This window comes from Pseudomonas sp. GW822-FHT03F04 (assembly GCF_058801405.1).
Genome location: NZ_JBXANF010000013.1, coordinates 102,712 through 121,930 on the forward strand (window position 1 = coordinate 102,712; position 19,219 = coordinate 121,930).

General features: G+C 61.7%; 18 protein-coding genes and 1 other RNA gene. 15 read left to right on the forward strand and 4 right to left on the reverse strand.

Annotated elements, in window-relative coordinates:
• The first annotated feature begins 11 nt into the window (after nt 1-11).
• A complete protein-coding gene (locus AC1RMX_RS26595) occupies nt 12-425 on the forward strand; it encodes a ClpXP protease specificity-enhancing factor (RefSeq protein WP_065261496.1) in 414 nt (137 codons plus the stop codon).
• Nucleotides 426-476: 51 nt separating this feature from the next.
• Here the strand turns inward: AC1RMX_RS26595 and AC1RMX_RS26600 are convergent, their stop codons facing one another.
• From AC1RMX_RS26600 to AC1RMX_RS26615, 4 genes are all read right to left on the reverse strand, one after another.
• Nucleotides 477-1,055 carry a BON domain-containing protein gene (locus AC1RMX_RS26600; RefSeq protein ID WP_096822839.1) on the reverse strand — a complete coding sequence of 193 codons (579 nt, stop codon included), beginning with the start codon at nt 1,053-1,055 and terminating at the stop codon, nt 477-479.
• Nucleotides 1,052-1,645, reverse strand: coding sequence for a phosphoheptose isomerase (locus tag AC1RMX_RS26605; RefSeq protein WP_007928463.1), 594 nt, complete (start codon nt 1,643-1,645; stop codon nt 1,052-1,054). The genes AC1RMX_RS26600 and AC1RMX_RS26605 overlap by 4 nt, the downstream gene beginning before the upstream one ends.
• A gap of 102 nt (nt 1,646-1,747) precedes the next feature.
• Nucleotides 1,748-2,110 carry a YraN family protein gene (locus AC1RMX_RS26610; protein WP_007956783.1) on the reverse strand — a complete coding sequence of 121 codons (363 nt, stop codon included), beginning with the start codon at nt 2,108-2,110 and terminating at the stop codon, nt 1,748-1,750.
• Nucleotides 2,110-3,921, reverse strand: a complete 1,812-nt coding sequence (locus tag AC1RMX_RS26615; protein WP_096822837.1) for a penicillin-binding protein activator — start codon at nt 3,919-3,921, stop codon at nt 2,110-2,112. Before AC1RMX_RS26615 ends, AC1RMX_RS26610 begins: the two co-directional genes overlap by 1 nt.
• A gap of 240 nt (nt 3,922-4,161) precedes the next feature.
• Between AC1RMX_RS26615 and rsmI the strand changes: the two genes are divergently transcribed.
• The 14 genes from rsmI (at nt 4,162) to AC1RMX_RS26685 (ending at nt 19,218) form a co-directional block, all read left to right on the forward strand.
• On the forward strand, nt 4,162-5,004 hold the full coding sequence (gene rsmI, locus AC1RMX_RS26620; RefSeq protein WP_173861362.1) for a 16S rRNA (cytidine(1402)-2'-O)-methyltransferase: 843 nt from the start codon (nt 4,162-4,164) through the stop codon (nt 5,002-5,004).
• Between the two features lie 73 nt (nt 5,005-5,077).
• Nucleotides 5,078-5,431, forward strand: an RNA gene (gene rnpB, locus AC1RMX_RS26625) — RNase P RNA component class A.
• 403 nt (nt 5,432-5,834) lie between these two features.
• Nucleotides 5,835-6,290 (forward strand): division/cell wall cluster transcriptional repressor MraZ, encoded by a 456-nt coding sequence (mraZ, locus tag AC1RMX_RS26630; protein ID WP_003205355.1) that lies wholly within the window; start codon nt 5,835-5,837, stop codon nt 6,288-6,290.
• The gene (rsmH, locus tag AC1RMX_RS26635) at nt 6,287-7,234 is read left to right on the forward strand and encodes a 16S rRNA (cytosine(1402)-N(4))-methyltransferase RsmH (protein ID WP_425220332.1); all 948 of its coding nucleotides are present in this window, start codon (nt 6,287-6,289) and stop codon (nt 7,232-7,234) included. Before mraZ ends, rsmH begins: the two co-directional genes overlap by 4 nt.
• Nucleotides 7,231-7,524, forward strand: coding sequence for a cell division protein FtsL (gene ftsL / locus AC1RMX_RS26640; protein WP_007956777.1), 294 nt, complete (start codon nt 7,231-7,233; stop codon nt 7,522-7,524). Before rsmH ends, ftsL begins: the two co-directional genes overlap by 4 nt.
• Nucleotides 7,524-9,263: a peptidoglycan D,D-transpeptidase FtsI family protein gene (locus AC1RMX_RS26645; protein WP_173861365.1), complete on the forward strand. Its 1,740-nt coding sequence runs from the start codon at nt 7,524-7,526 to the stop codon at nt 9,261-9,263. Before ftsL ends, AC1RMX_RS26645 begins: the two co-directional genes overlap by 1 nt.
• Nucleotides 9,263-10,726, forward strand: a complete 1,464-nt coding sequence (locus tag AC1RMX_RS26650; protein ID WP_493073525.1) for a UDP-N-acetylmuramoyl-L-alanyl-D-glutamate--2,6-diaminopimelate ligase — start codon at nt 9,263-9,265, stop codon at nt 10,724-10,726. The genes AC1RMX_RS26645 and AC1RMX_RS26650 overlap by 1 nt, the downstream gene beginning before the upstream one ends.
• Complete coding sequence (locus AC1RMX_RS26655) at nt 10,719-12,086, forward strand: UDP-N-acetylmuramoyl-tripeptide--D-alanyl-D-alanine ligase (RefSeq protein ID WP_102621246.1); 1,368 nt, start codon at nt 10,719-10,721, stop codon at nt 12,084-12,086. Before AC1RMX_RS26650 ends, AC1RMX_RS26655 begins: the two co-directional genes overlap by 8 nt.
• Nucleotides 12,086-13,168 (forward strand): phospho-N-acetylmuramoyl-pentapeptide-transferase, encoded by a 1,083-nt coding sequence (gene mraY, locus AC1RMX_RS26660; RefSeq protein WP_096822832.1) that lies wholly within the window; start codon nt 12,086-12,088, stop codon nt 13,166-13,168. Before AC1RMX_RS26655 ends, mraY begins: the two co-directional genes overlap by 1 nt.
• 5 nt (nt 13,169-13,173) lie before the next feature.
• Nucleotides 13,174-14,520 carry a UDP-N-acetylmuramoyl-L-alanine--D-glutamate ligase gene (murD, locus tag AC1RMX_RS26665; RefSeq protein ID WP_493073526.1) on the forward strand — a complete coding sequence of 449 codons (1,347 nt, stop codon included), beginning with the start codon at nt 13,174-13,176 and terminating at the stop codon, nt 14,518-14,520.
• A complete protein-coding gene (ftsW, locus tag AC1RMX_RS26670) occupies nt 14,517-15,734 on the forward strand; it encodes a putative lipid II flippase FtsW (protein WP_096822830.1) in 1,218 nt (405 codons plus the stop codon). Before murD ends, ftsW begins: the two co-directional genes overlap by 4 nt.
• The gene (murG, locus tag AC1RMX_RS26675) at nt 15,724-16,794 is read left to right on the forward strand and encodes an undecaprenyldiphospho-muramoylpentapeptide beta-N-acetylglucosaminyltransferase (RefSeq protein ID WP_096822829.1); all 1,071 of its coding nucleotides are present in this window, start codon (nt 15,724-15,726) and stop codon (nt 16,792-16,794) included. The genes ftsW and murG overlap by 11 nt, the downstream gene beginning before the upstream one ends.
• Nucleotides 16,787-18,247, forward strand: a complete 1,461-nt coding sequence (gene murC / locus AC1RMX_RS26680; protein ID WP_085733672.1) for a UDP-N-acetylmuramate--L-alanine ligase — start codon at nt 16,787-16,789, stop codon at nt 18,245-18,247. Before murG ends, murC begins: the two co-directional genes overlap by 8 nt.
• The gene (locus AC1RMX_RS26685; RefSeq protein WP_096822828.1) at nt 18,244-19,218 is read left to right on the forward strand and encodes a D-alanine--D-alanine ligase; all 975 of its coding nucleotides are present in this window, start codon (nt 18,244-18,246) and stop codon (nt 19,216-19,218) included. Before murC ends, AC1RMX_RS26685 begins: the two co-directional genes overlap by 4 nt.
• Nucleotide 19,219 lies beyond the last annotated feature (1 nt).

A 19,219-nucleotide genomic window follows, 5' to 3' on the forward strand; every position in this document is an offset into this window, starting at 1 on the left:
AAGGAGCCGCTATGAACTCCAGTCGACCTTATCTGGTCCGCGCGCTCTACGAGTGGATTGTGGATAACGATTGCACCCCGCACATGCTGGTCAATTCCGAATACCCGGCAGTGCAGGTGCCGCAGGGTTTTGCCAGTGACGGGCAGATTGTCCTGAACATTTCGCCGAGTGCCGTGCGTCATCTGCACATGGACAACGACGTCGTGACCTTCGAAGGTCGCTTCGGTGGCGTTCCGCACAGCCTGTATGTGCCGATTGCCGCGATCCTGGGTATTTATGCCCGGGAGAACGGTCAGGGCATGGTGTTCGATCTGGAGTCGCCGATGGATGACGAAGACGAGATCGAACAGGATGACGATATTCCGCCGCCGGACAGCGAGCCGCCACGCCCAAGCGGCCGGCCAAGCCTGAAAGTGGTGAAGTAATAAAAAAGGCGATCCAACCGGATCGCCTTTTTTGTGCCTGCGCTTTGCGTATCAGTCGATGTATTCGAACAGCTTCACAATTTTCTGCACGCCGGAAACACCCTGCACCAGATTGGTGGCCTGGGCCGCTTCCTGCTTGGTCAGCAGGCCGAGCAGATAGACGATACCGTTCTCGGTCACGACCTTGATGCGCGAGCCGGGAATGTTGGCGTCGGCAAGCATCTGGGTTTTGATCTTGGTCGTCAGCCAGGAGTCATTCTGGCGTGCGAGGAAGCTTGAAGGTGCAATCAATTGCAGCTCGTTGTGCACCGTCTTCACTCGTTGCACGTTGGCGGCAGCCTGTTCGGCCTTGGCTTTGAGGTCTGCGTTCTCGGTCTGGCCGGCCAGAAGCACGACGCCGTTGAAGCTGGTGACGACGATGTGCGATTTTTTGTCCATGTTCGGATCGGCCTTGGACACATTGACGCCGACTTTGGTTTCGATCAGTGAGTCGTCGATCTTGCTGCCGAAGGTGCGGGTGCCGCGATCGTCTTCGATCGGTGCTTCGCGGCTGGCATTCACCACGGAGGTGCAGCCAGTAATTCCGAGGCACAGGGTCAAGGCCAGAAGGCCAAGGCGATTAGGGGTCATTCTTCACTCCCGAACAGTTGGCTGTCGATCAGATCGCAAAGGCAATGGATCGCCAGCAAGTGGACTTCCTGAATACGTGCGGTGACGTTGGCCGGTACGCGAATCTCGACGTCCTCGGGCAACAGCAACGACGCCATGCCGCCGCCATCGCGGCCGGTCAATGCTACGACAATCATTTCGCGATCATGTGCGGCCTGGATCGCTTGAATAATGTTCGCCGAGTTACCGCTGGTCGAAATCGCCAGCAATACATCGCCTGGCTGGCCGAGCGCGCGGATCTGCTTGGAGAACACTTCGTTGTAGCTGTAGTCGTTGGCGATCGAGGTGATGGTCGAGCTGTCGGTGGTCAGGGCGATTGCTGGCAGGCTCGGGCGCTCGCGCTCGAAGCGGTTGAGCAGTTCCGAGGAGAAGTGCTGGGCGTCGCCGGCCGAACCGCCGTTGCCGCACGAGAGCATCTTCCCCTCGTTGAGCAAGGCGTTGACCATCACTTGGCTGGCTTGCTCGATGTGCGGTGCAAGTACGTCCATCGCCTGTTGCTTGGTGTCGATACTGGCCTGAAAAAGCTGGCGAATTCGGGATTGCATGTCCATCTGTGTGACCTTAATTAGCGCGGCTGTCCGGCACGTGAATGTGCAGCCCGCAAAGCAAAGAGCAAAAGTGTTGAGTGAAAATGTCCAGGTCGGCGCAGGCGCTCAACTGTCGAACGCATTCTGCAACCAGTTCAGCTGACCCTGGTGGCTGTCGATGGCCACCACGTCGAAGCGGCAGGGGGAATTGGCCCAACGCGACTCGCGCTGAAGAAAATACTGTGCGGCGAAAATCAGTTTCTGCCGTTTGCGCCCATCGATACTGTCGAGCGCTCCACCCCATTGAGTGTTCTTTCGGTAACGTACTTCGACGAATACTACTGTATCGCCATCAAGCATGACCAGATCAAGCTCGCCGCGTTTGCATAACCAGTTCTGCGCCAGAAGGCGCAGACCCTGGTGTTGCAGATGCTCGAGCGCCTGGCGCTCGGCATCCTTGCCGCTTTGCAGGTGTGACCTGTCGGGCATCAGCGCGGAGTGTCCGGCAGGCGCTGAACCTGACCGCTGACGAACTGGGCCCATGGCAGTTGACGCACGACACGTTGTGTCTGAGTCATGCCCAGGCTGCCCGACAGACCGTCGATGCGGCTGTCCGGCAGCGCCTTGAGTTGATCAAGGCGTGGCGCCAGGCGGTAGGCATCAACACCCATCGCATACAGGCGGCCGAGGCTGCCGGAGGCTTGTGGCCACTGTGCGGTGACCTGCTTGCGCAGCGGGTCGTTGGCATCCAGCAACCATGGGGTCTCGCAGAAGCGCACACCGTTCATGTCGTTGTACTGGTTCACGTCGCCGCTGGCGCTGAACACGTGGGAGGTCGCGTAGACTGGCACGTCGCCGGCGTACTGGAAGTTCAGGGTCGGCTTGATCTGCTGCGCCTGTTGCGGGGTCGCGGCGAGGAAGATGAACTCGATGTCCTGGCGACGCGAAGGCTGGGCGGCGACGTTCGTGCCGGCAGCATTCTGCAGGCTCTTGGCGCGGGCTTCGCTCTGACGCAGCTGGAACATGTCGGCGATCTGTTGGGCCAATTGCACAGGCTGATCGACGCGCTCGGTGGCGACGATGCTGCCGCCATTGGCTTGCCAGTCCTGGCTGAACGCACGCAGGACGCGGTCGCCCCATTCGCCTTTCGGCACCATGATCGCGGCGCGGTGCAGACCGTCGGCACGGGCGCGGCGGGACACTTCGCGGGCTTCGTCTTCAGCGGCCAGGCCGAACTGGAACAGTTGCGCCGGGCCCTGGTCGCCTTCGCTGTAGTTCAGCGCGAGGGTCGTGATCGGCAGTTGCGGGCGGGTGCTCAGCTGTTTGACCAGTGGTTTTTCCAGTGGCCCGACAACCAGTTGCACGCCGTCGGCCTGGGCCTTGCGGTAGAACTCGTCCATGTTGGTCAGGTGCGAGCTGTCGTAGAACACGATGGCCGGTGGTTTCTGACCGGCTTGCTGAGCCTGGTAGTGCGCGGCCATGAAGCCGTCGCGCAGTGCCTTGCCGACCGAGGCCAGTTGGCCGTCCTGTGGCAGCAACAGGGCAATCTTGCTCAGGGGCTGGCTGGCCAGTTCCTTGAGCTTGGTCAGTGGCAGCGGCAGGTTGATCGCGGCCGGGTGTTTCGGGTGCTGCGAGCGCCACGCATCAATGGCGGCCTGCTGTTGCTCCAGGGTGCCGGCAGTTTTCACTGCCAGGGCCAGGCTCATCCAGCCGCCGAGGTCGTCGGTCGTGTTCGGTTGCAGTTGATCGGTCGGCAGCGACGCAATCAGGGTCCAGATCGCTTCGTGGTTCTTGCTGGCGGCTTCGCCTTCCAGCATCGGTGCGATAAAGATGCGCTCGCGGGCGGCAGCCAGTGTCTGGCCATCGGCTTCAAGAGCGCGGGCGTGAACGGTGCCGGCGCGAACCTGCAGCGGAATCGACATTTCGCTCAGGCGCTGCAGGCTTGGATGGTTCAAGGCTGCCAGCGCGGCTTTCGGCTGGTTGCGGGTCATGGCCAGTTCAGCGGCCAAGGTGCTGGCGAATGCCTGCTGGCCCGGCTGGAGTTGCTCCATCGGCACCTGTTGCAGGATCTGCGCGGACTGTCCGGCATTGCCTTGACGGTAAGCCATGTCCGCCGCACTCAGGCGCAGCAGTGCAGCCTTGTCCGGCGATTTGGCCTGGGCGGCCTGTTCGAGCAGTTGCTCGATGCTGGCATCCGGAGTCCGTGGAAGTTCGCCAAGGCTGGAGGAAGGGGAGCTGGCGCAAGCCGCCAGCAAGGCAGCGAGGCAGAGGGCAGTGAACAGCCGCAGGCAAGCGATCATGTAAGTGTTCCTGATACTCGATCAAATTAGCGTCGAATTGTACCCAAGCGCTGGCCGGGGCGCGATGTTACTGGCGTGAAACCGTCAATTTAGCTGATACAAATGTTGCGCGACCGCACAATGGTGCGACAAACCGTGTCTGCCGCGACCGCATCGCCGGTCGCTCGACGCGCTACAATGGCGGTTTTTACCGATCATGAGGTGTGCGCTTTGACTGCTCCAGGTGCTTTGAATTCCGCTATGGGCTCGCTTTATGTGGTGGCGACGCCCATCGGCAACCTGGATGACATCAGCGCCCGGGCGTTGAAAATCCTGCGCGAAGTGGCGCTGATTGCCGCCGAAGACACGCGCCACTCCCAGCGTCTGATGCAGCACTTCGGCATCACTACACCGCTGGCGGCCTGTCACGAACACAATGAGCGTGACGAAGGCAGTCGCTTCATCACCCGTCTGTTGGCTGGCGATAACGTGGCGCTGATTTCCGATGCCGGTACGCCGCTGATTTCCGATCCGGGTTATCACCTGGTGCGTCAGGCGCGTGCCGCCGGGATCAATGTGGTGCCGGTACCGGGTGCCTGCGCGTTGATTGCGGCACTGTCGGCTGCCGGTTTGCCGTCCGATCGTTTCATCTTTGAAGGCTTTCTGCCGGCCAAGGCGGTGGGGCGCAAGGCGCGTCTTGAGGCGATCAAGGAAGAGCCGCGCACGCTGATTTTCTACGAGGCGCCGCATCGTATTCTCGAGTGTCTGCAGGATATGGAAGCCGTGTTTGGCGCTGATCGCCCGGCATTGCTCGCCCGTGAAATCACCAAAACCTTTGAAACGCTCAAGGGCCTACCGCTGGCCGAGTTGCGCGCATTCGTCGAGGCGGACAGCAATCAACAGCGTGGCGAATGTGTTGTTGTGGTGGCTGGCTGGACTGCGCCGGAATCCGAAGATGCCGTCAGCAGCGAGGCGATGCGCATCCTCAATCTGTTGCTCGAAGAGATGCCGCTCAAGCGCGCGGCGGCTCTGGCGGCGCAAATCACCGGTGAGCGCAAAAACGTGCTGTATCAAGTCGCGCTGGATCAGCAAAAAGACGCGTAACCCGTCGCGCAGACCGGTTTGCGGGCTATTAGCGCTTGTTCTTCGGGCGCTCTGCCGTTAACCTGCGCGGCGGAGAGTCGATCGGACAGTCGCTGCCCTCTATGAAAATTAGGGGGGGGAGGAAAGTCCGGGCTCCATAGGGCGAAGTGCCAGGTAATGCCTGGGAGGCGTGAGCCTACGGAAAGTGCCACAGAAAATAACCGCCTAAGTGCTTCGGCGCCGGTAAGGGTGAAAAGGTGCGGTAAGAGCGCACCGCACGTCTGGCAACAGTTCGTGGCTAGGTAAACCCCACTTGGAGCAAGACCAAATAGGGTCCCAAGGCGTGGCCCGCGCTGGGACCGGGTAGGTTGCTAAAGATGTCCAGTGATGGCCATCGTAGACGAATGACTGTTCAAGACAGAACCCGGCTTACAGATCGACTCTCCACCTTTTTCTTTTCCCTGCTTGAATTAAAGGCGACAGGGCTGTTTATTATCAGCAGGCCTGCTCTGGAAATCCGGCAGCGGCAACCGCAGTAATAGCCATTTCCCACCTTGCTTCAATCAACAGCAGAAGCGCTTTTGTAATACCGAAAAAATCTTACTCTTAACAAATTACTTTAACTTTCGAGCGCAGCTTTCAGTGCTGCTTCAAGTTATTGGATAAAAGCATCCGCCAGATTCTCGTTGCGCCTCCTTTTATGCTCCTAAATCTCCGTTCTGTAAGGGTTTTCCTTTAATCCGCGCCTTGACGGTGTGGTGGGCGCATTCCTATAGTGTGCGCAAGTGGCGGAAAGTGGCATGAAGTGGGTTTTTTGAGCTCAAAACGATAAAAATTGGAGAAACGCAGACGTGTTTCGCGGAGCTAACGCTATCAGTCTCGACGCAAAGGGCCGTCTCGCCATGCCGAGCCGGTACCGTGACGAGCTCGTTTCGCGTAGTTCCGGCCAGTTGATCGTGACCATCGATGCCGTTGATCCGTGTTTGTGTGTCTACCCGCTCGATGAGTGGGAAATTATTGAAACCAAGTTGCGCGCGCTTCCTTCGCTCCGCGAAGAGAACCGTCGTCTGCAGCGCTTATTGATAGGTAATGCTGTTGACCTCGAGCTCGACGGCAGTGGTCGTTTTCTGGTTCCGCCGCGTCTGCGCGAATACGCAAAGCTGGACAAGCGCGCGATGCTGGTCGGCCAACTGAACAAGTTCCAATTGTGGGACGAAGATGCCTGGAACGCGGTTTCTGCCGCTGACCTGGCTGCCATACAACAACCGGGCGCCATGCCTGACGAACTGCGTGATTTGATCCTGTGACTATTGATAGCGGCTTTAACCACATCACCGTACTGCTTGACGAAGCCGTCGAGGCTCTCGCCGTACGTCCTGATGGCTGCTATCTGGACGGCACGTTCGGACGCGGCGGGCACAGCCGGTTGATCCTCAGCAAGCTCGGTCCCGATGGCCGGCTCATCGGATTCGACAAGGATCCTCAAGCGATTGCCACCGGGCAAACGCTAGCGGCCGAAGACGGCCGCTTTGTCGTTGTGCAGCGCAGCTTTGCCGAGCTCGGTTCGGTGGTTGCCGAGCGTGGTCTGGACGGCAAGGTCAGCGGCATTCTGCTCGATCTGGGCGTGTCTTCGCCGCAGCTCGATGATGCCGAACGCGGCTTCAGTTTTCTCAATGACGGCCCGCTGGACATGCGCATGGATCCGTCCCGTGGCATCAGCGCCGCCGAGTTCGTCAACACCGCGCCTGTGGAAGAAATCGCCCGGGTGTTCAAGGAATATGGCGAAGAACGTTTCTCCGGCCGCATGGCTCGCGCCGTGGCCGAACGTCGTGACATCACGCCGTTCGAGCGTACCGCCGATCTGGCCGAAGTGCTGAAAGTCGCCAACCCTGCATGGGAAAAGGGCAAGAACCCGGCAACCCGTGCATTTCAGGGTCTGCGCATTCACGTCAACAACGAACTGGGCGATCTGGAAGCGGGCCTTGAAGCCGCGCTCGAATGCCTGGAAGTGGGTGGTCGTCTGGTCGTGATCAGCTTCCACTCGCTGGAAGACCGCATCGTCAAACTGTTCATGCGCAAGCTGGTGAAAGGCGAAGCCGACAACCTGCCGCGCAACCTGCCGGTTCGCCACGTCGCGTTCGAACCGAAAATCAAAGTCCATGGCAAAGCGCAGACGGCCTCCGACGCCGAACTCAAAGCCAACCCACGTTCCCGTAGCGCCGTCATGCGCGTCGCGGAGAAGCTGCGGTGAGCAAGCTTTTCGCCAAGCCACTGCCTGGCGGCAGCTTTTTCATGCTGCTGCTGTTCATCGGCGTGCTCGTGTCGGCCATCGGCGTGTCTTACAGCGCCCACTGGAACCGGCAGTTGCTCAATACCCTGTACAACGAACTGAGCGTGCGCGACAAGGCGCAGGCCGAGTGGGGGCGCCTGATCCTGGAGCAAAGCACCTGGACCGCCCACAGCCGGATCGAAGTGCTGGCCACCGAACAACTGAAGATGCACATCCCTGGCGCGGCTGACGTGAAGATGGTGGCGCCATGATGAAACTCGAAGGGGCACTCTTCCCGTGGCGTTTCCGTCTGTTGGTAGGTCTGCTCGGCGTGATGGTGGCCGCGATCTGCTGGCGGATCATTGACCTGCAAGTGGTCGACCGTGACTTCCTCAAGGGGCAGGGCGATGCGCGCAGCGTTCGTCACATTCCGATTCCGGCACACCGTGGCCTGATCACCGACCGCAACGGCGAGCCTCTGGCCGTGAGTACCCCGGTGACCACGCTGTGGGCCAACGCCAAGGAAATGCAGACGGCCAAAGAGAAGTGGCCGGCACTGGCGGCGGCGCTGGGGCAGGATCCGAAAGCCCTGGCCGAACGCCTCGAAGCCCAGGCCAACAAAGAATTCATTTATCTGGTGCGCGGGTTGACCCCCGAGCAGGGCCAGGCCGTGCTCGACCTGAAAGTGCCGGGCGTCTACGGCATCGAAGAATTCCGCCGGTTCTATCCGGCCGGTGAAGTCACCGCGCACATGGTCGGGTTCACCGACATCGATGATCACGGTCGTGAAGGCGTCGAGCTGGCCTACGACGAGTGGCTGGCCGGCGTACCCGGCAAGCGGCAAGTCATCAAGGATCGGCGTGGACGGCTGATCAAGGATGTCCAGGTCACCAAAAACGCCAAGGCCGGCAAGCCCTTGGCGTTGTCCATTGACCTGCGCCTGCAATACCTGGCCAACCGCGAGCTGCGTAACGCGATCATCGAGAACGGCGCCAAGGCCGGCAGTCTGGTGATCATGGACGTGAAGACCGGCGAGATCCTCGCCATGGTCAACCAGCCGACCTACAACCCGAACAACCGTCGCAACCTGCAACCGGCGATGATGCGTAACCGCGCGATGATCGACGTGTTCGAACCGGGTTCGACCATGAAAGCGATCTCGATGAGCGCCGCGATCGAAACCGGCCGCTGGAAACCGAGCGACACCGTCGAGGTGTATCCGGGCTCCCTGCAGATCGGCAAATACACGATCAAGGACGTATCGAAAACCGAAGGTCCGGTACTCGACCTGACCGGCATTCTGATCAATTCCAGTAACGTCGGCATGAGTAAGGTCGCGTTCGATATCGGCGGCGAAACCATTTTCCGTCTCGCGCAGAAAGTCGGCCTCGGCCAGGACACCGGCCTCGGCTTCCCGGGCGAACGTGTCGGCAACCTGCCGAACTACCGCGAATGGCGTAAAGCTGAAACCGCAACGCTGTCCTACGGCTACGGTATTTCGGTGACCGCGATTCAGCTGGTGCACGCGTTCTCGGCGCTGGCCAACAACGGTCGCCTCGCGCCGCTGACCCTGATCAAAACCGACAAGGCACCGCAGACCACTCAGGTACTGCCGGAAGCCGTCGCGAAAACCATGCAAGGCATGCTGCAACAGGTGATCGAGGCCCCGCGCGGTGTGTTCCGTGCGCAGGTGCCGGCGTATCACGTGGCGGGCAAGTCGGGTACTGCGCGCAAGACGTCGGTGGGCACCAAGGGTTACGCCGAAAACTCGTACCGCTCGCTGTTCGCCGGTTTCGGCCCGATGAGCGATCCGCGTTACGCCATCGTCGTGGTGATCGATGAACCGAGCAAGGCCGGTTACTTCGGTGGTCTGGTTTCGGCGCCGGTATTCAGCCGTGTGATGTCCGGCACCCTGCGTCTGATGAACGTGACCCCGGACAACCTGCCGACAACACAACAGGCCAACGCCACCCCGGCCGTTCCGCTGAAAGCCAATGGAGGGCGCGGCTGATGTCTCTTAGTCTGAACAAGATTTTCCCCCACGCCGGCCACGATCTGTTGATCCGTGAACTGGCACTCGACAGCCGCAACGTGCGCGCGGGCGACCTGTTCCTCGCGGTGCCGGGCGGCAAGTTCGACGGTCGTGCGCACATCGCTGATGCGCTCAACCGTGGTGCCGCCGCCGTGGCTTACGAAGTGGAAGGCGCCACCGTGCTGCCGATCACAGACGTGCCGCTGATTCCGGTCAAAGGCCTGGCCGCGCAGCTGTCGGATATTGCCGGTCGTTTTTACGGTGAGCCAAGTCATCACTTGAACCTGGTGGGCGTGACCGGCACCAACGGCAAGACCAGCGTGACTCAACTGGTGGCGCAGGCGCTGGACCTGCTCGGTCAGCATTGCGGCATCGTCGGCACCCTCGGCTCTGGTTTCTACGGCTCGCTGCAAAGCGGCCTGCACACCACGCCTAACCCGATCGCCATGCAAGCGACCCTGGGCGACCTGAAAAAGGCCGGCGCCAAAGCCGTGGCCATGGAAGTTTCGTCCCACGGTCTGGATCAGGGCCGGGTCACTGCACTGGCGTTTGACGTGGCGGTGATGACCAACCTGTCCCGCGATCACCTCGATTACCACGGCACCATGGAGGCCTACGCCGAAGCGAAGGCCAAGTTGTTTGCCTGGAATGACCTGAAGTGCCGCGTGGTCAATCTGGACGACGATTTCGGCCGGCAACTGGCCGCTGAAAAGCGTGATTCGCGTTTGATTACATATAGCTTGCTCGACAGCAGCGCCTATCTGTATGTCCGCGAAGCGCAGTTCGACGACCATGGTGTGCGCGCCACGCTGGTCACGCCGCAGGGCGAGCATCATCTGCGCAGCACATTGCTGGGCCGTTTCAACCTGAGCAACGTACTGGCTGCGGTTGGCGCCTTGCTCGGTCTGGACTACGCCCTCGACGAAATCCTCAAGGTGCTGCCGAAACTCGAAGGCCCGGCCGGACGCATGCAGCGTCTCGGCGGTGGTACTCAGCCGCTGGTGGTGGTCGATTACGCCCACACGCCGGATGCGCTGGAAAAAGTTCTGACTGCGTTGCGTCCGCACGTCAAAGGCCAGTTGCTGTGCCTGTTCGGTTGCGGCGGTGACCGCGATCGCGGCAAGCGTCCGTTGATGGCCGAAGTGGTCGAGCGTCTGGCCGACCGCGTGCTGGTCACCGATGACAATCCGCGCACCGAAGATCCGGCGGTGATCTTCGATGACATCCGCGCCGGTTTCACGGCTGTGGATAACGTGACATTCGTGGCCGGTCGTGGCCAGGCCATCGCGCAATTGATCGCCAGCGCTTCGGCGGATGACGTGGTTGTCCTGGCCGGCAAAGGTCACGAGGACTATCAGGAAATCAACGGCGAGCGCCACGCATTCTCTGATCTGGTCGAGGCGGATCACGCCCTGACCGCGTGGGAGGTGGCCCATGCTTAAGGCCCTGAAACTCAGCGAACTGACCAATGCACTCGACGCACGGCTGATCAGCGCGGACGCCAGTTTTGACGGCGTGAGCATCGACAGCCGCGCCATCAAGGCTGGCCAACTGTTTATTGCACTGACCGGCCCGCGTTTCGACGGTCATGACTATTTGAACGACGTCGCTGCAAAAGGCGCGGTCGCGGCGCTGGTCGAGCGTGAAGTCGCCGACAGCACGCTGCCACAATTGCTGGTCAAGGACACCCGTCAGGCCCTCGGCCAGTTGGGCGCGCTGAACCGTGCCGCATTTACCAAGCCGGTTGCGGCTGTCACCGGCTCCAGCGGCAAGACCACGGTCAAGGAAATGCTCGCGAGCATCCTGCGCACGCGCGGCTCGGTGCACGCGACCCGTGGCAACCTGAACAACGACCTCGGCGTGCCGCTGACCCTGCTCGAACTTGCCCCGGAACACAGCGCGGCAGTGATCGAACTGGGCGCCTCGCGTCTGGGTGAAATCGCCTACACCGTAGGGCTGACCAAGCCGCACGTAGCGATCCTCAACAACGCCGGCACCGCTCACGTCGGTGAGTTCGGCGGGCCGGAGAAAATCGTCGAAGCCAAAGGCGAAATCATCGAAGGGCTGGCGGCCGATGGCGTCGCCGTGCTGAATCTCGATGACAAGGCGTTCGGTATCTGGAAGACCCGCGCTGCCGGTCGCAAGGTGCTGACCTTTGCCCTGAGCAACACCCAGGCAGATTTCCACGCCAGCGATCTGGCCACCGACGCCCGTGGCTGCCCGGCGTTCAACCTGCACAGTCCTGAAGGTGTGGAACGGGTTCAACTGAACCTGCTCGGCACCCATAACGTCGCCAATGCCCTGGCCGCTGCCGCTGCCGCTCACGCCTTGGGCGTGTCGCTGTTCGGCATCGCCACCGGGCTTGGCGCGGTACAACCGGTCAAGGGTCGCACCGTCGCGCAACTGGCGAAAAACGGCATGCGCGTGATCGATGACACTTACAACGCGAACCCCACCTCCATGTGTGCGGCCGTTGATATACTCGCCGGCTTTTCCGGCCGCACCGTTCTGGTGCTCGGGGATATCGGCGAGTTGGGCGACTGGGCGGAGCAGGGGCACCGCGACGTGGGCGAATACGCCCGGGGCAAGGTTTCCGCGCTTTACGCCGTCGGGCCGAACATGGTCCACGCCGTGAACGCATTCGGCAACGAGGCGCATCACTTCGGCACACAGGCCGAACTGATCCAGGCCCTCGGCGCCGAGCAGGACAAAAACACCACCATTTTGATCAAGGGTTCGCGCAGCGCAGCGATGGAAAACATCGTTGCGGCCCTGTGCGGGTCCAGTCTGGAGAAACATTAATGCTGCTGCTGCTAGCGGAGTATCTGCAACAGTTCTACAAAGGCTTCGCGGTCTTCCAGTACCTGACCCTGCGCGGGATCCTCGGTGTGCTGACCGCGCTGGTCCTGTCGCTGTGCTATGGCCCGTGGATGATCCGCACCCTGCAGAACCGTCAGATCGGTCAGTCCGTTCGTAACGACGGCCCGCAATCGCACCTGTCCAAATCCGGTACGCCGACCATGGGTGGCGCGCTGATTCTGTCTTCGATCGGCGTCAGCACGTTGCTGTGGGCTGACCTGAGCAATCGTTATGTGTGGACCGTTCTGCTGGTGACCCTGCTGTTCGGCGCCATCGGCTGGGTCGACGACTACCGCAAGGTCATCGAGAAGAACTCCCGTGGTCTGCCGAGTCGCTGGAAGTATTTCTGGCAGTCGGTGTTCGGCCTCGGCGCGGCGATCTTCCTTTATATGACCGCTGCCACTCCGGTGGAAACCACCCTGATCCTGCCGATGCTCAAGGACTACAGCATTCCGCTGGGCGCCGGTTTCATCGTGCTGACGTACTTCGTGATCGTCGGTTCGAGCAACGCGGTCAACCTGACCGACGGCCTCGACGGTCTGGCGATCATGCCGACAGTGATGGTCGGCGGTGGCCTGGGCATCTTCTGCTACCTGTCGGGTAACGTGAAATTCGCTGAATACCTGCTGATCCCGTACGTACCGGGCGCAGGCGAACTGATCGTGTTCTGCGGCGCGCTGATCGGTGCCGGCCTGGGCTTCCTGTGGTTCAACACCTATCCGGCGCAAGTCTTCATGGGTGACGTCGGCGCACTGGCGCTGGGCGCAGCCCTGGGCACCATCGCGGTGATCGTCCGTCAGGAAATCGTCCTGTTCATCATGGGCGGCGTGTTTGTGATGGAAACCCTGTCAGTCGTGATTCAGGTTGCCTCCTTTAAGCTGACCGGTCGCCGTGTGTTCCGCATGGCTCCGATACACCACCACTTTGAACTCAAGGGCTGGCCCGAGCCGCGTGTGATCGTCCGTTTCTGGATCATCACCGTGATTCTCGTGCTGATCGGCCTTGCCACCCTGAAGCTGAGGTAGAACGAGTGTCTCTGATCGCTTCTGACCACTTCCGCATCGTTGTCGGCCTCGGCAAGAGCGGCATGTCCCTGGTTCGCTTCCTGGCGAACCGGGGCGTGGCGTTTGCGGTGGCCGACACGCGGGAAAATCCACCGGAACTGGCCACGCTCCAGCGTGACTATCCGCACGTGGAAGTGCGTTGTGGCGAGCTGGACGTCGAGTTCCTGTGCCGTGCCGACGAGCTCTACGTGAGCCCCGGCCTGGCGCTGGCGACCCCGGCCCTGCAAGCCGCCGCGGCCCGTGGCGTGAAGTTGTCCGGCGACATCGAGCTGTTCGCGCGTAACGCGAAGGCGCCGATCGTGGCCATCAGCGGTTCCAACGCGAAAAGCACCGTCACCACCCTGGTCGGCGAGATGGCGGCTGCGGCCGGCAAGCGCGTGGCTGTGGGCGGCAACCTCGGTACGCCGGCGCTGGACTTGCTCAGCGATGACGTCGAGCTGTACGTGATGGAGCTGTCGAGCTTCCAGCTGGAAACCACCGACCAGCTCAACGCCGAAGTGGCGACCGTGCTCAACATCAGCGAAGACCACATGGATCGCTACAGCGGTCTGCCGGCCTATCACCTGGCCAAGCACCGGATCTTCCGTGGCGCCAAGCAGTTCGTGGTCAACCGTCAGGACGCTCTGACCCGTCCGCTGATGGGCGAGGGCCAGCCGTGCTGGACCTTCGGCCTGACCAAACCCGATTTCAAGGCATTCGGTCTGCGCGAAGAGAATGGCGAGAAATACCTGGCCTTCGAATTCCAGAACCTGATGCCGGTGCGCGAATTGAAGATTCGCGGCGCCCACAACCAGTCCAACGCCTTGGCGGCGCTGGCGCTCGGCCACGCGGTCGGGCTGCCGTTCGACGCCATGCTGGCAGCGCTGCGCACCTTCGCCGGTCTCGAACACCGTTGCCAGTGGGTGCGTGATCTGGACGGCGTCGGTTACTACAACGATTCCAAAGCCACCAACGTCGGCGCCGCACTGGCTGCCATCGAAGGCCTGGGTGCGGACATCGAAGGCAAGGTCGTGCTGATCGCCGGTGGCGATGGCAAGGGTGCCGAGTTCAAGGACCTGCGTGACCCGGTAGCCGCTCATTGCCGCGCCGTGATCCTGATGGGCCGCGACTCCGACAAGATCGGCGAGGCCATCGGCGACGCCGTGTCGCTGATCCGCGCCACTTCGTTGGTCGACGCGGTCGAACAATGCCGCGCCGCCGCCCAGCCGGGTGACGTGGTGCTGCTGTCGCCGGCCTGCGCCAGTTTCGACATGTTCAAGAATTACGAAGACCGTGGTCACCAGTTCGTCCGCGCCGTGGAGGAACTGGCATGAGCCTGAGAAACATCATCAAGCCGTATCCGTCGCCGATCATCACCGGGCGCGGGATCGATCTCGATTTCCCGATGCTCGCCGGTTGCCTGGCGCTGCTTGGCCTGGGCCTGATCATGATCGCTTCGGCATCGACCGAAGTCGGTGCGGTGCAGTCGGGAAGTGCTCTTTATTACATGACCCGTCACCTGATCTACGTGGTGCTGGGCCTGGGCGCGTGCATCGTCACCATGATGATTCCGATCGCCACCTGGCAGCGGCTGGGCTGGCTGATGCTGATTGGTGCGTTCGGTCTGTTGGTGATGGTGATCGTCCCGGGGATCGGCCGTGAGGTTAACGGTTCGATGCGCTGGATCGGTTTCAGCTTCTTCAACGTTCAGCCGTCCGAGATCGCCAAGGTGTTCGTGGTGATTTACCTCGCCGGTTATCTGGTGCGTCGCCAGAAGGAAGTGCGCGAGAGCTGGATGGGCTTCTTCAAGCCGTTCATCGTGCTGCTGCCGATGGCCGGCCTGTTGCTGATGGAGCCGGACTTCGGTGCCACCGTCGTAATGATGGGCGCTGCGGCGGCGATGCTGTTCCTCGGCGGGGTCGGGTTGTTCCGGTTCTCGCTGATGGTGGTGCTGGCGGTGGCGGCGGTGGTGTTGCTGATTCAGATGCAACCGTACCGGATGGCGCGTCTGACCAACTTCGCCGACCCGTGGGCCGACCAGTTCGGCGCCGGTTATCAATTGTCCCAGGCGTTGATCGCCTTCGGTCGCGGCGAGTGGCTGGGCGTGGGTCTGGGCAACAGTGTGCAGAAGCAGTTCTACCTGCCGGAAGCCCACACCGACTTCGTGTTCTCGGTACTGGCTGAAGAGCTGGGCGCGGTGGGTTCGCTGTGCACCGTGGCGCTGTTTGTGTTCGTGTGTATTCGCGGCATGTACATCGGTCTGTGGGCCGAGAAAGCCAAACAGTTTTTTGCCGCTTATGTTGCTTACGGCCTGTCGTTCCTGTGGATCGGCCAGTTCCTGATCAACATCGGCGTGAACGTCGGCCTGCTGCCGACCAAGGGTCTGACCTTGCCGTTCCTCAGTTATGGCGGCAGTTCCCTGGTGATCTGCTGCGCCTGCCTTGGCTTGTTGCTGAGGATCGAGTGGGAGAGTCGGACCCACCTGGGCAGTGAAGAGATGGAATTCCATGAGAGCGACTTCGCGGAGGAGCCGAATCATGGGCGCTAACGTATTGATCATGGCCGGCGGTACCGGTGGCCACGTGTTCCCGGCACTGTCCTGTGCCCGTGAGTTCCAGGCGCGCGGCTATACCGTGCACTGGCTCGGCACACCACGCGGGATCGAAAACGACCTGGTGCCGGCCGCCGGCCTCGAATTGCACCGCATCAACGCCAGCGGTCTGCGCGGCAAGGGCAAGCTGTCGTTGCTCAAGGCGCCGTTCATGCTGCTGAAGTCGGTGTGGCAGGCGCGGGCGATCATTCGCCGGCTGCGTCCGGTGTGTGTGGTCGGCTTCGGTGGTTACGTGACCGGCCCTGGTGGCATCGCCGCTAAACTGGCCGGTGTGCCGGTGATCGTTCATGAGCAGAACGCCGTGGCCGGCACCGCCAATCGGTTGCTGGTGCCGTTCGCCGCCCGGGTGTGTGAAGCCTTCCCCGACACCTTTACCCTGTCGGACAGCCGCCGTACCACCGGTAACCCGGTGCGCAGCGAGCTGTTCCTCGAAACACCGCGTGCGGCCCTGGCCGGACGCAAGGCGCGTTTGCTGATCCTGGGCGGAAGCCTGGGCGCAGAACCGTTGAACAAGTTGCTGCCTGAAGCCTTGGCACAAGTCGCTGCCGACTTGCGTCCGGAAGTGTTTCATCAGGCCGGCAAAAATCACGATGAAGTGACTGCAGAGCGCTACCGCGCCGCCGGCGTGGACGCGCAGGTGCAGCCCTTCATCAAGGACATGGCCCAGGCCTATGGCTGGGCCGATCTGGTGGTGTGCCGCGCAGGCGCATTGACCGTCAGTGAGCTGGCTGCCGCCGGTCTGCCCTCGATGCTGGTGCCCTTGCCCCACGCGATCGACGATCACCAGACCCGCAACGCCGATTATTTGGCCCGCGAAGGCGCTGCCTTCCTGATGCCGCAAAGAACGACTGGTGCCGCGGACCTTGCCGCGCGCCTGACAGAGGTCTTGATGCAACCGCAACGACTCGAAGAAATGGCCCAAGCGGCCCGCCGTCTGGCAAAACCCGAAGCCACCCGCAGCGTGGTCGATACCTGTCTGGAGGTGGCCCATGGTTGAGAATCAGAAAGCCATGCCGCAACCGGAAATGCGCCGCATCCGTCGCATCCACTTCGTCGGAATCGGCGGTGTGGGCATGTGCGGCATTGCCGAAGTGCTGCTGAACCTGGGTTACGCCGTGTCCGGCTCCGACCTCAAGGCTTCGCCGGTCACCGAGCGTCTGGAATCCTTCGGTGCGCAGATCTTCATCGGTCACCGTGCCGAGAACGCCGCTGCCGCCGATGTGCTGGTGGTATCGAGCGCCGTGAACACCTCCAACCCGGAAGTCGCGACCGCCCTTGAGCGTCGTATTCCGGTGGTGCCACGTGCCGAGATGCTCGCCGAGCTGATGCGCTACCGCCACGGCATTGCCGTTGCCGGTACGCACGGCAAAACCACCACCACCAGCCTGATCGCTTCGGTGTTCGCGGCCGGTGGCCTGGACCCGACGTTCGTCATCGGTGGCCGTCTGAACGCTGCGGGCACCAATGCCCAGCTCGGCACCAGCCGCTACCTGATCGCCGAGGCCGACGAGAGCGACGCCAGCTTCCTGCACCTGCAACCGCTGGTGGCCGTGGTGACCAACATCGACGCCGACCACATGGCGACCTACGACGGTGACTTCAACAAGTTGAAGAAAACCTTCGTCGAGTTCCTGCACAACCTGCCGTTCTACGGTCTGGCGGTGATGTGCCTGGACGACCCGGTGGTGCGTGAAATCCTGCCGCAGGTGAAACGTCCGACCGTGACCTACGGCTTCAGCGAAGACGCTGACGTGCGCGCCATCAATGTGCGCCAGCAAGGCATGCAGACCTTCTTCACCGTGCTGCGCCCTGATCGCGAGCCACTGGATGTGTCCGTGAACATGCCGGGCAACCACAACGTGCTCAATTCCCTGGCGACCATCTGCATCGCCACCGACGAAGGCGTCAGTGATGAAGCCATCGTTCAGGGGCTGTCCGGGTTCCAGGGTGTCGGTCGTCGCTTCCAGGTCTACGGCGAACTGCCGGTGGACGGCGGCAACGTGATGCTGGTCGACGACTACGGTCACCACCCGACCGAAGTCGCGGCCGTGATCAAGGCTGTGCGCGGTGGGTGGCCAGAGCGCCGCCTGGTGATGGTTTACCAGCCGCACCGCTACAGCCGAACCCGCGACCTGTACGACGATTTCGTCAATGTACTGGCCGACGCCAACGTGCTGTTGCTGATGGAAGTCTATCCGGCCGGCGAAGAGCCGATTCCGGGGGCTGACAGCCGCAAGCTGTGCAACAGCATCCGTCAGCGCGGTCAGCTGGACCCGATCTACATCGAGCGCGGTGTCGATCTCGCGCCGCTGGTCAAGCCGCTGCTGCGTGCCGGTGACATTCTGCTGTGCCAGGGCGCCGGTGACATCGGCGGCCTCGCACCGAAACTGTTGAAAAGCGAGTTGTTCGCCGGTGCCGTGGCGGCGCCGGTCGAGGGGAAGTTGAAATGACTGCTGCCTACGCCAATCTGTTCTCCACCATTGCCCCGAAAGACTTCGGCCGCGTTGCCGTGCTGTTCGGTGGCTTGAGTGCCGAGCGTGAAGTCTCGCTGAAGTCCGGCAACGCTGTGCTCACTGCGCTGCAAAGCGCTGGTGTGGACGCGTTCGGGATCGACGTCGGCGCTGACATTCTGCAGCGCTTGCTGAGCGAAAAAATCGACCGCGCGTTCATCATCCTCCACGGTCGTGGCGGTGAAGACGGCAGCATGCAGGGCCTGCTCGAAGTGGCCGGCATTCCGTACACCGGCAGCGGCATCCTGGCTTCCGCGCTGGCGATGGACAAACTGCGCACCAAGCAGGTCTGGCACACGTTGGGGATTCCGACGCCGCGTCACGCCGTGCTGCGCAGCGAGGCCGATTGTATTTCGGCAGCGACGGAACTGGGCTTCCCTTTGATCGTCAAACCGGCGCATGAAGGTTCAAGTATCGGGATGGCCAAAGTGAGTTCTGCGTCCGAGTTGATCGACGCATGGAAAGCGGCCAGTACCTACGATTCGCAAGTGTTGGTCGAGCAATGGATCCACGGTCCGGAGTTCACCATCGCCACCCTGCGTGACCAGGTGTTGCCTCCTATCGCCCTGGGTACGCCACACACGTTCTACGACTACGACGCCAAGTACATCGCCAACGATACCCAGTATCGGATTCCGTGCGGGCTGGATGCCGCCAAGGAAAAAGAACTCATGGACCTCACGGCGCAAGCCTGCGAGGCGCTGGGCATCGGTGGTTGGGGTCGGGCGGACGTGATGCAGGACGCCGACGGCAAATTCTGGTTCCTGGAAGTCAACACCGCTCCCGGCATGACCGATCACAGCCTGGTACCGATGGCGGCGAAAGCGGCCGGTCTGGATTTCCAGCAACTGGTACTGGCCATTCTGGCCGCCAGTGTCGATGCCGATGGCAAGAAAGAGGCGCGAGGTTAAG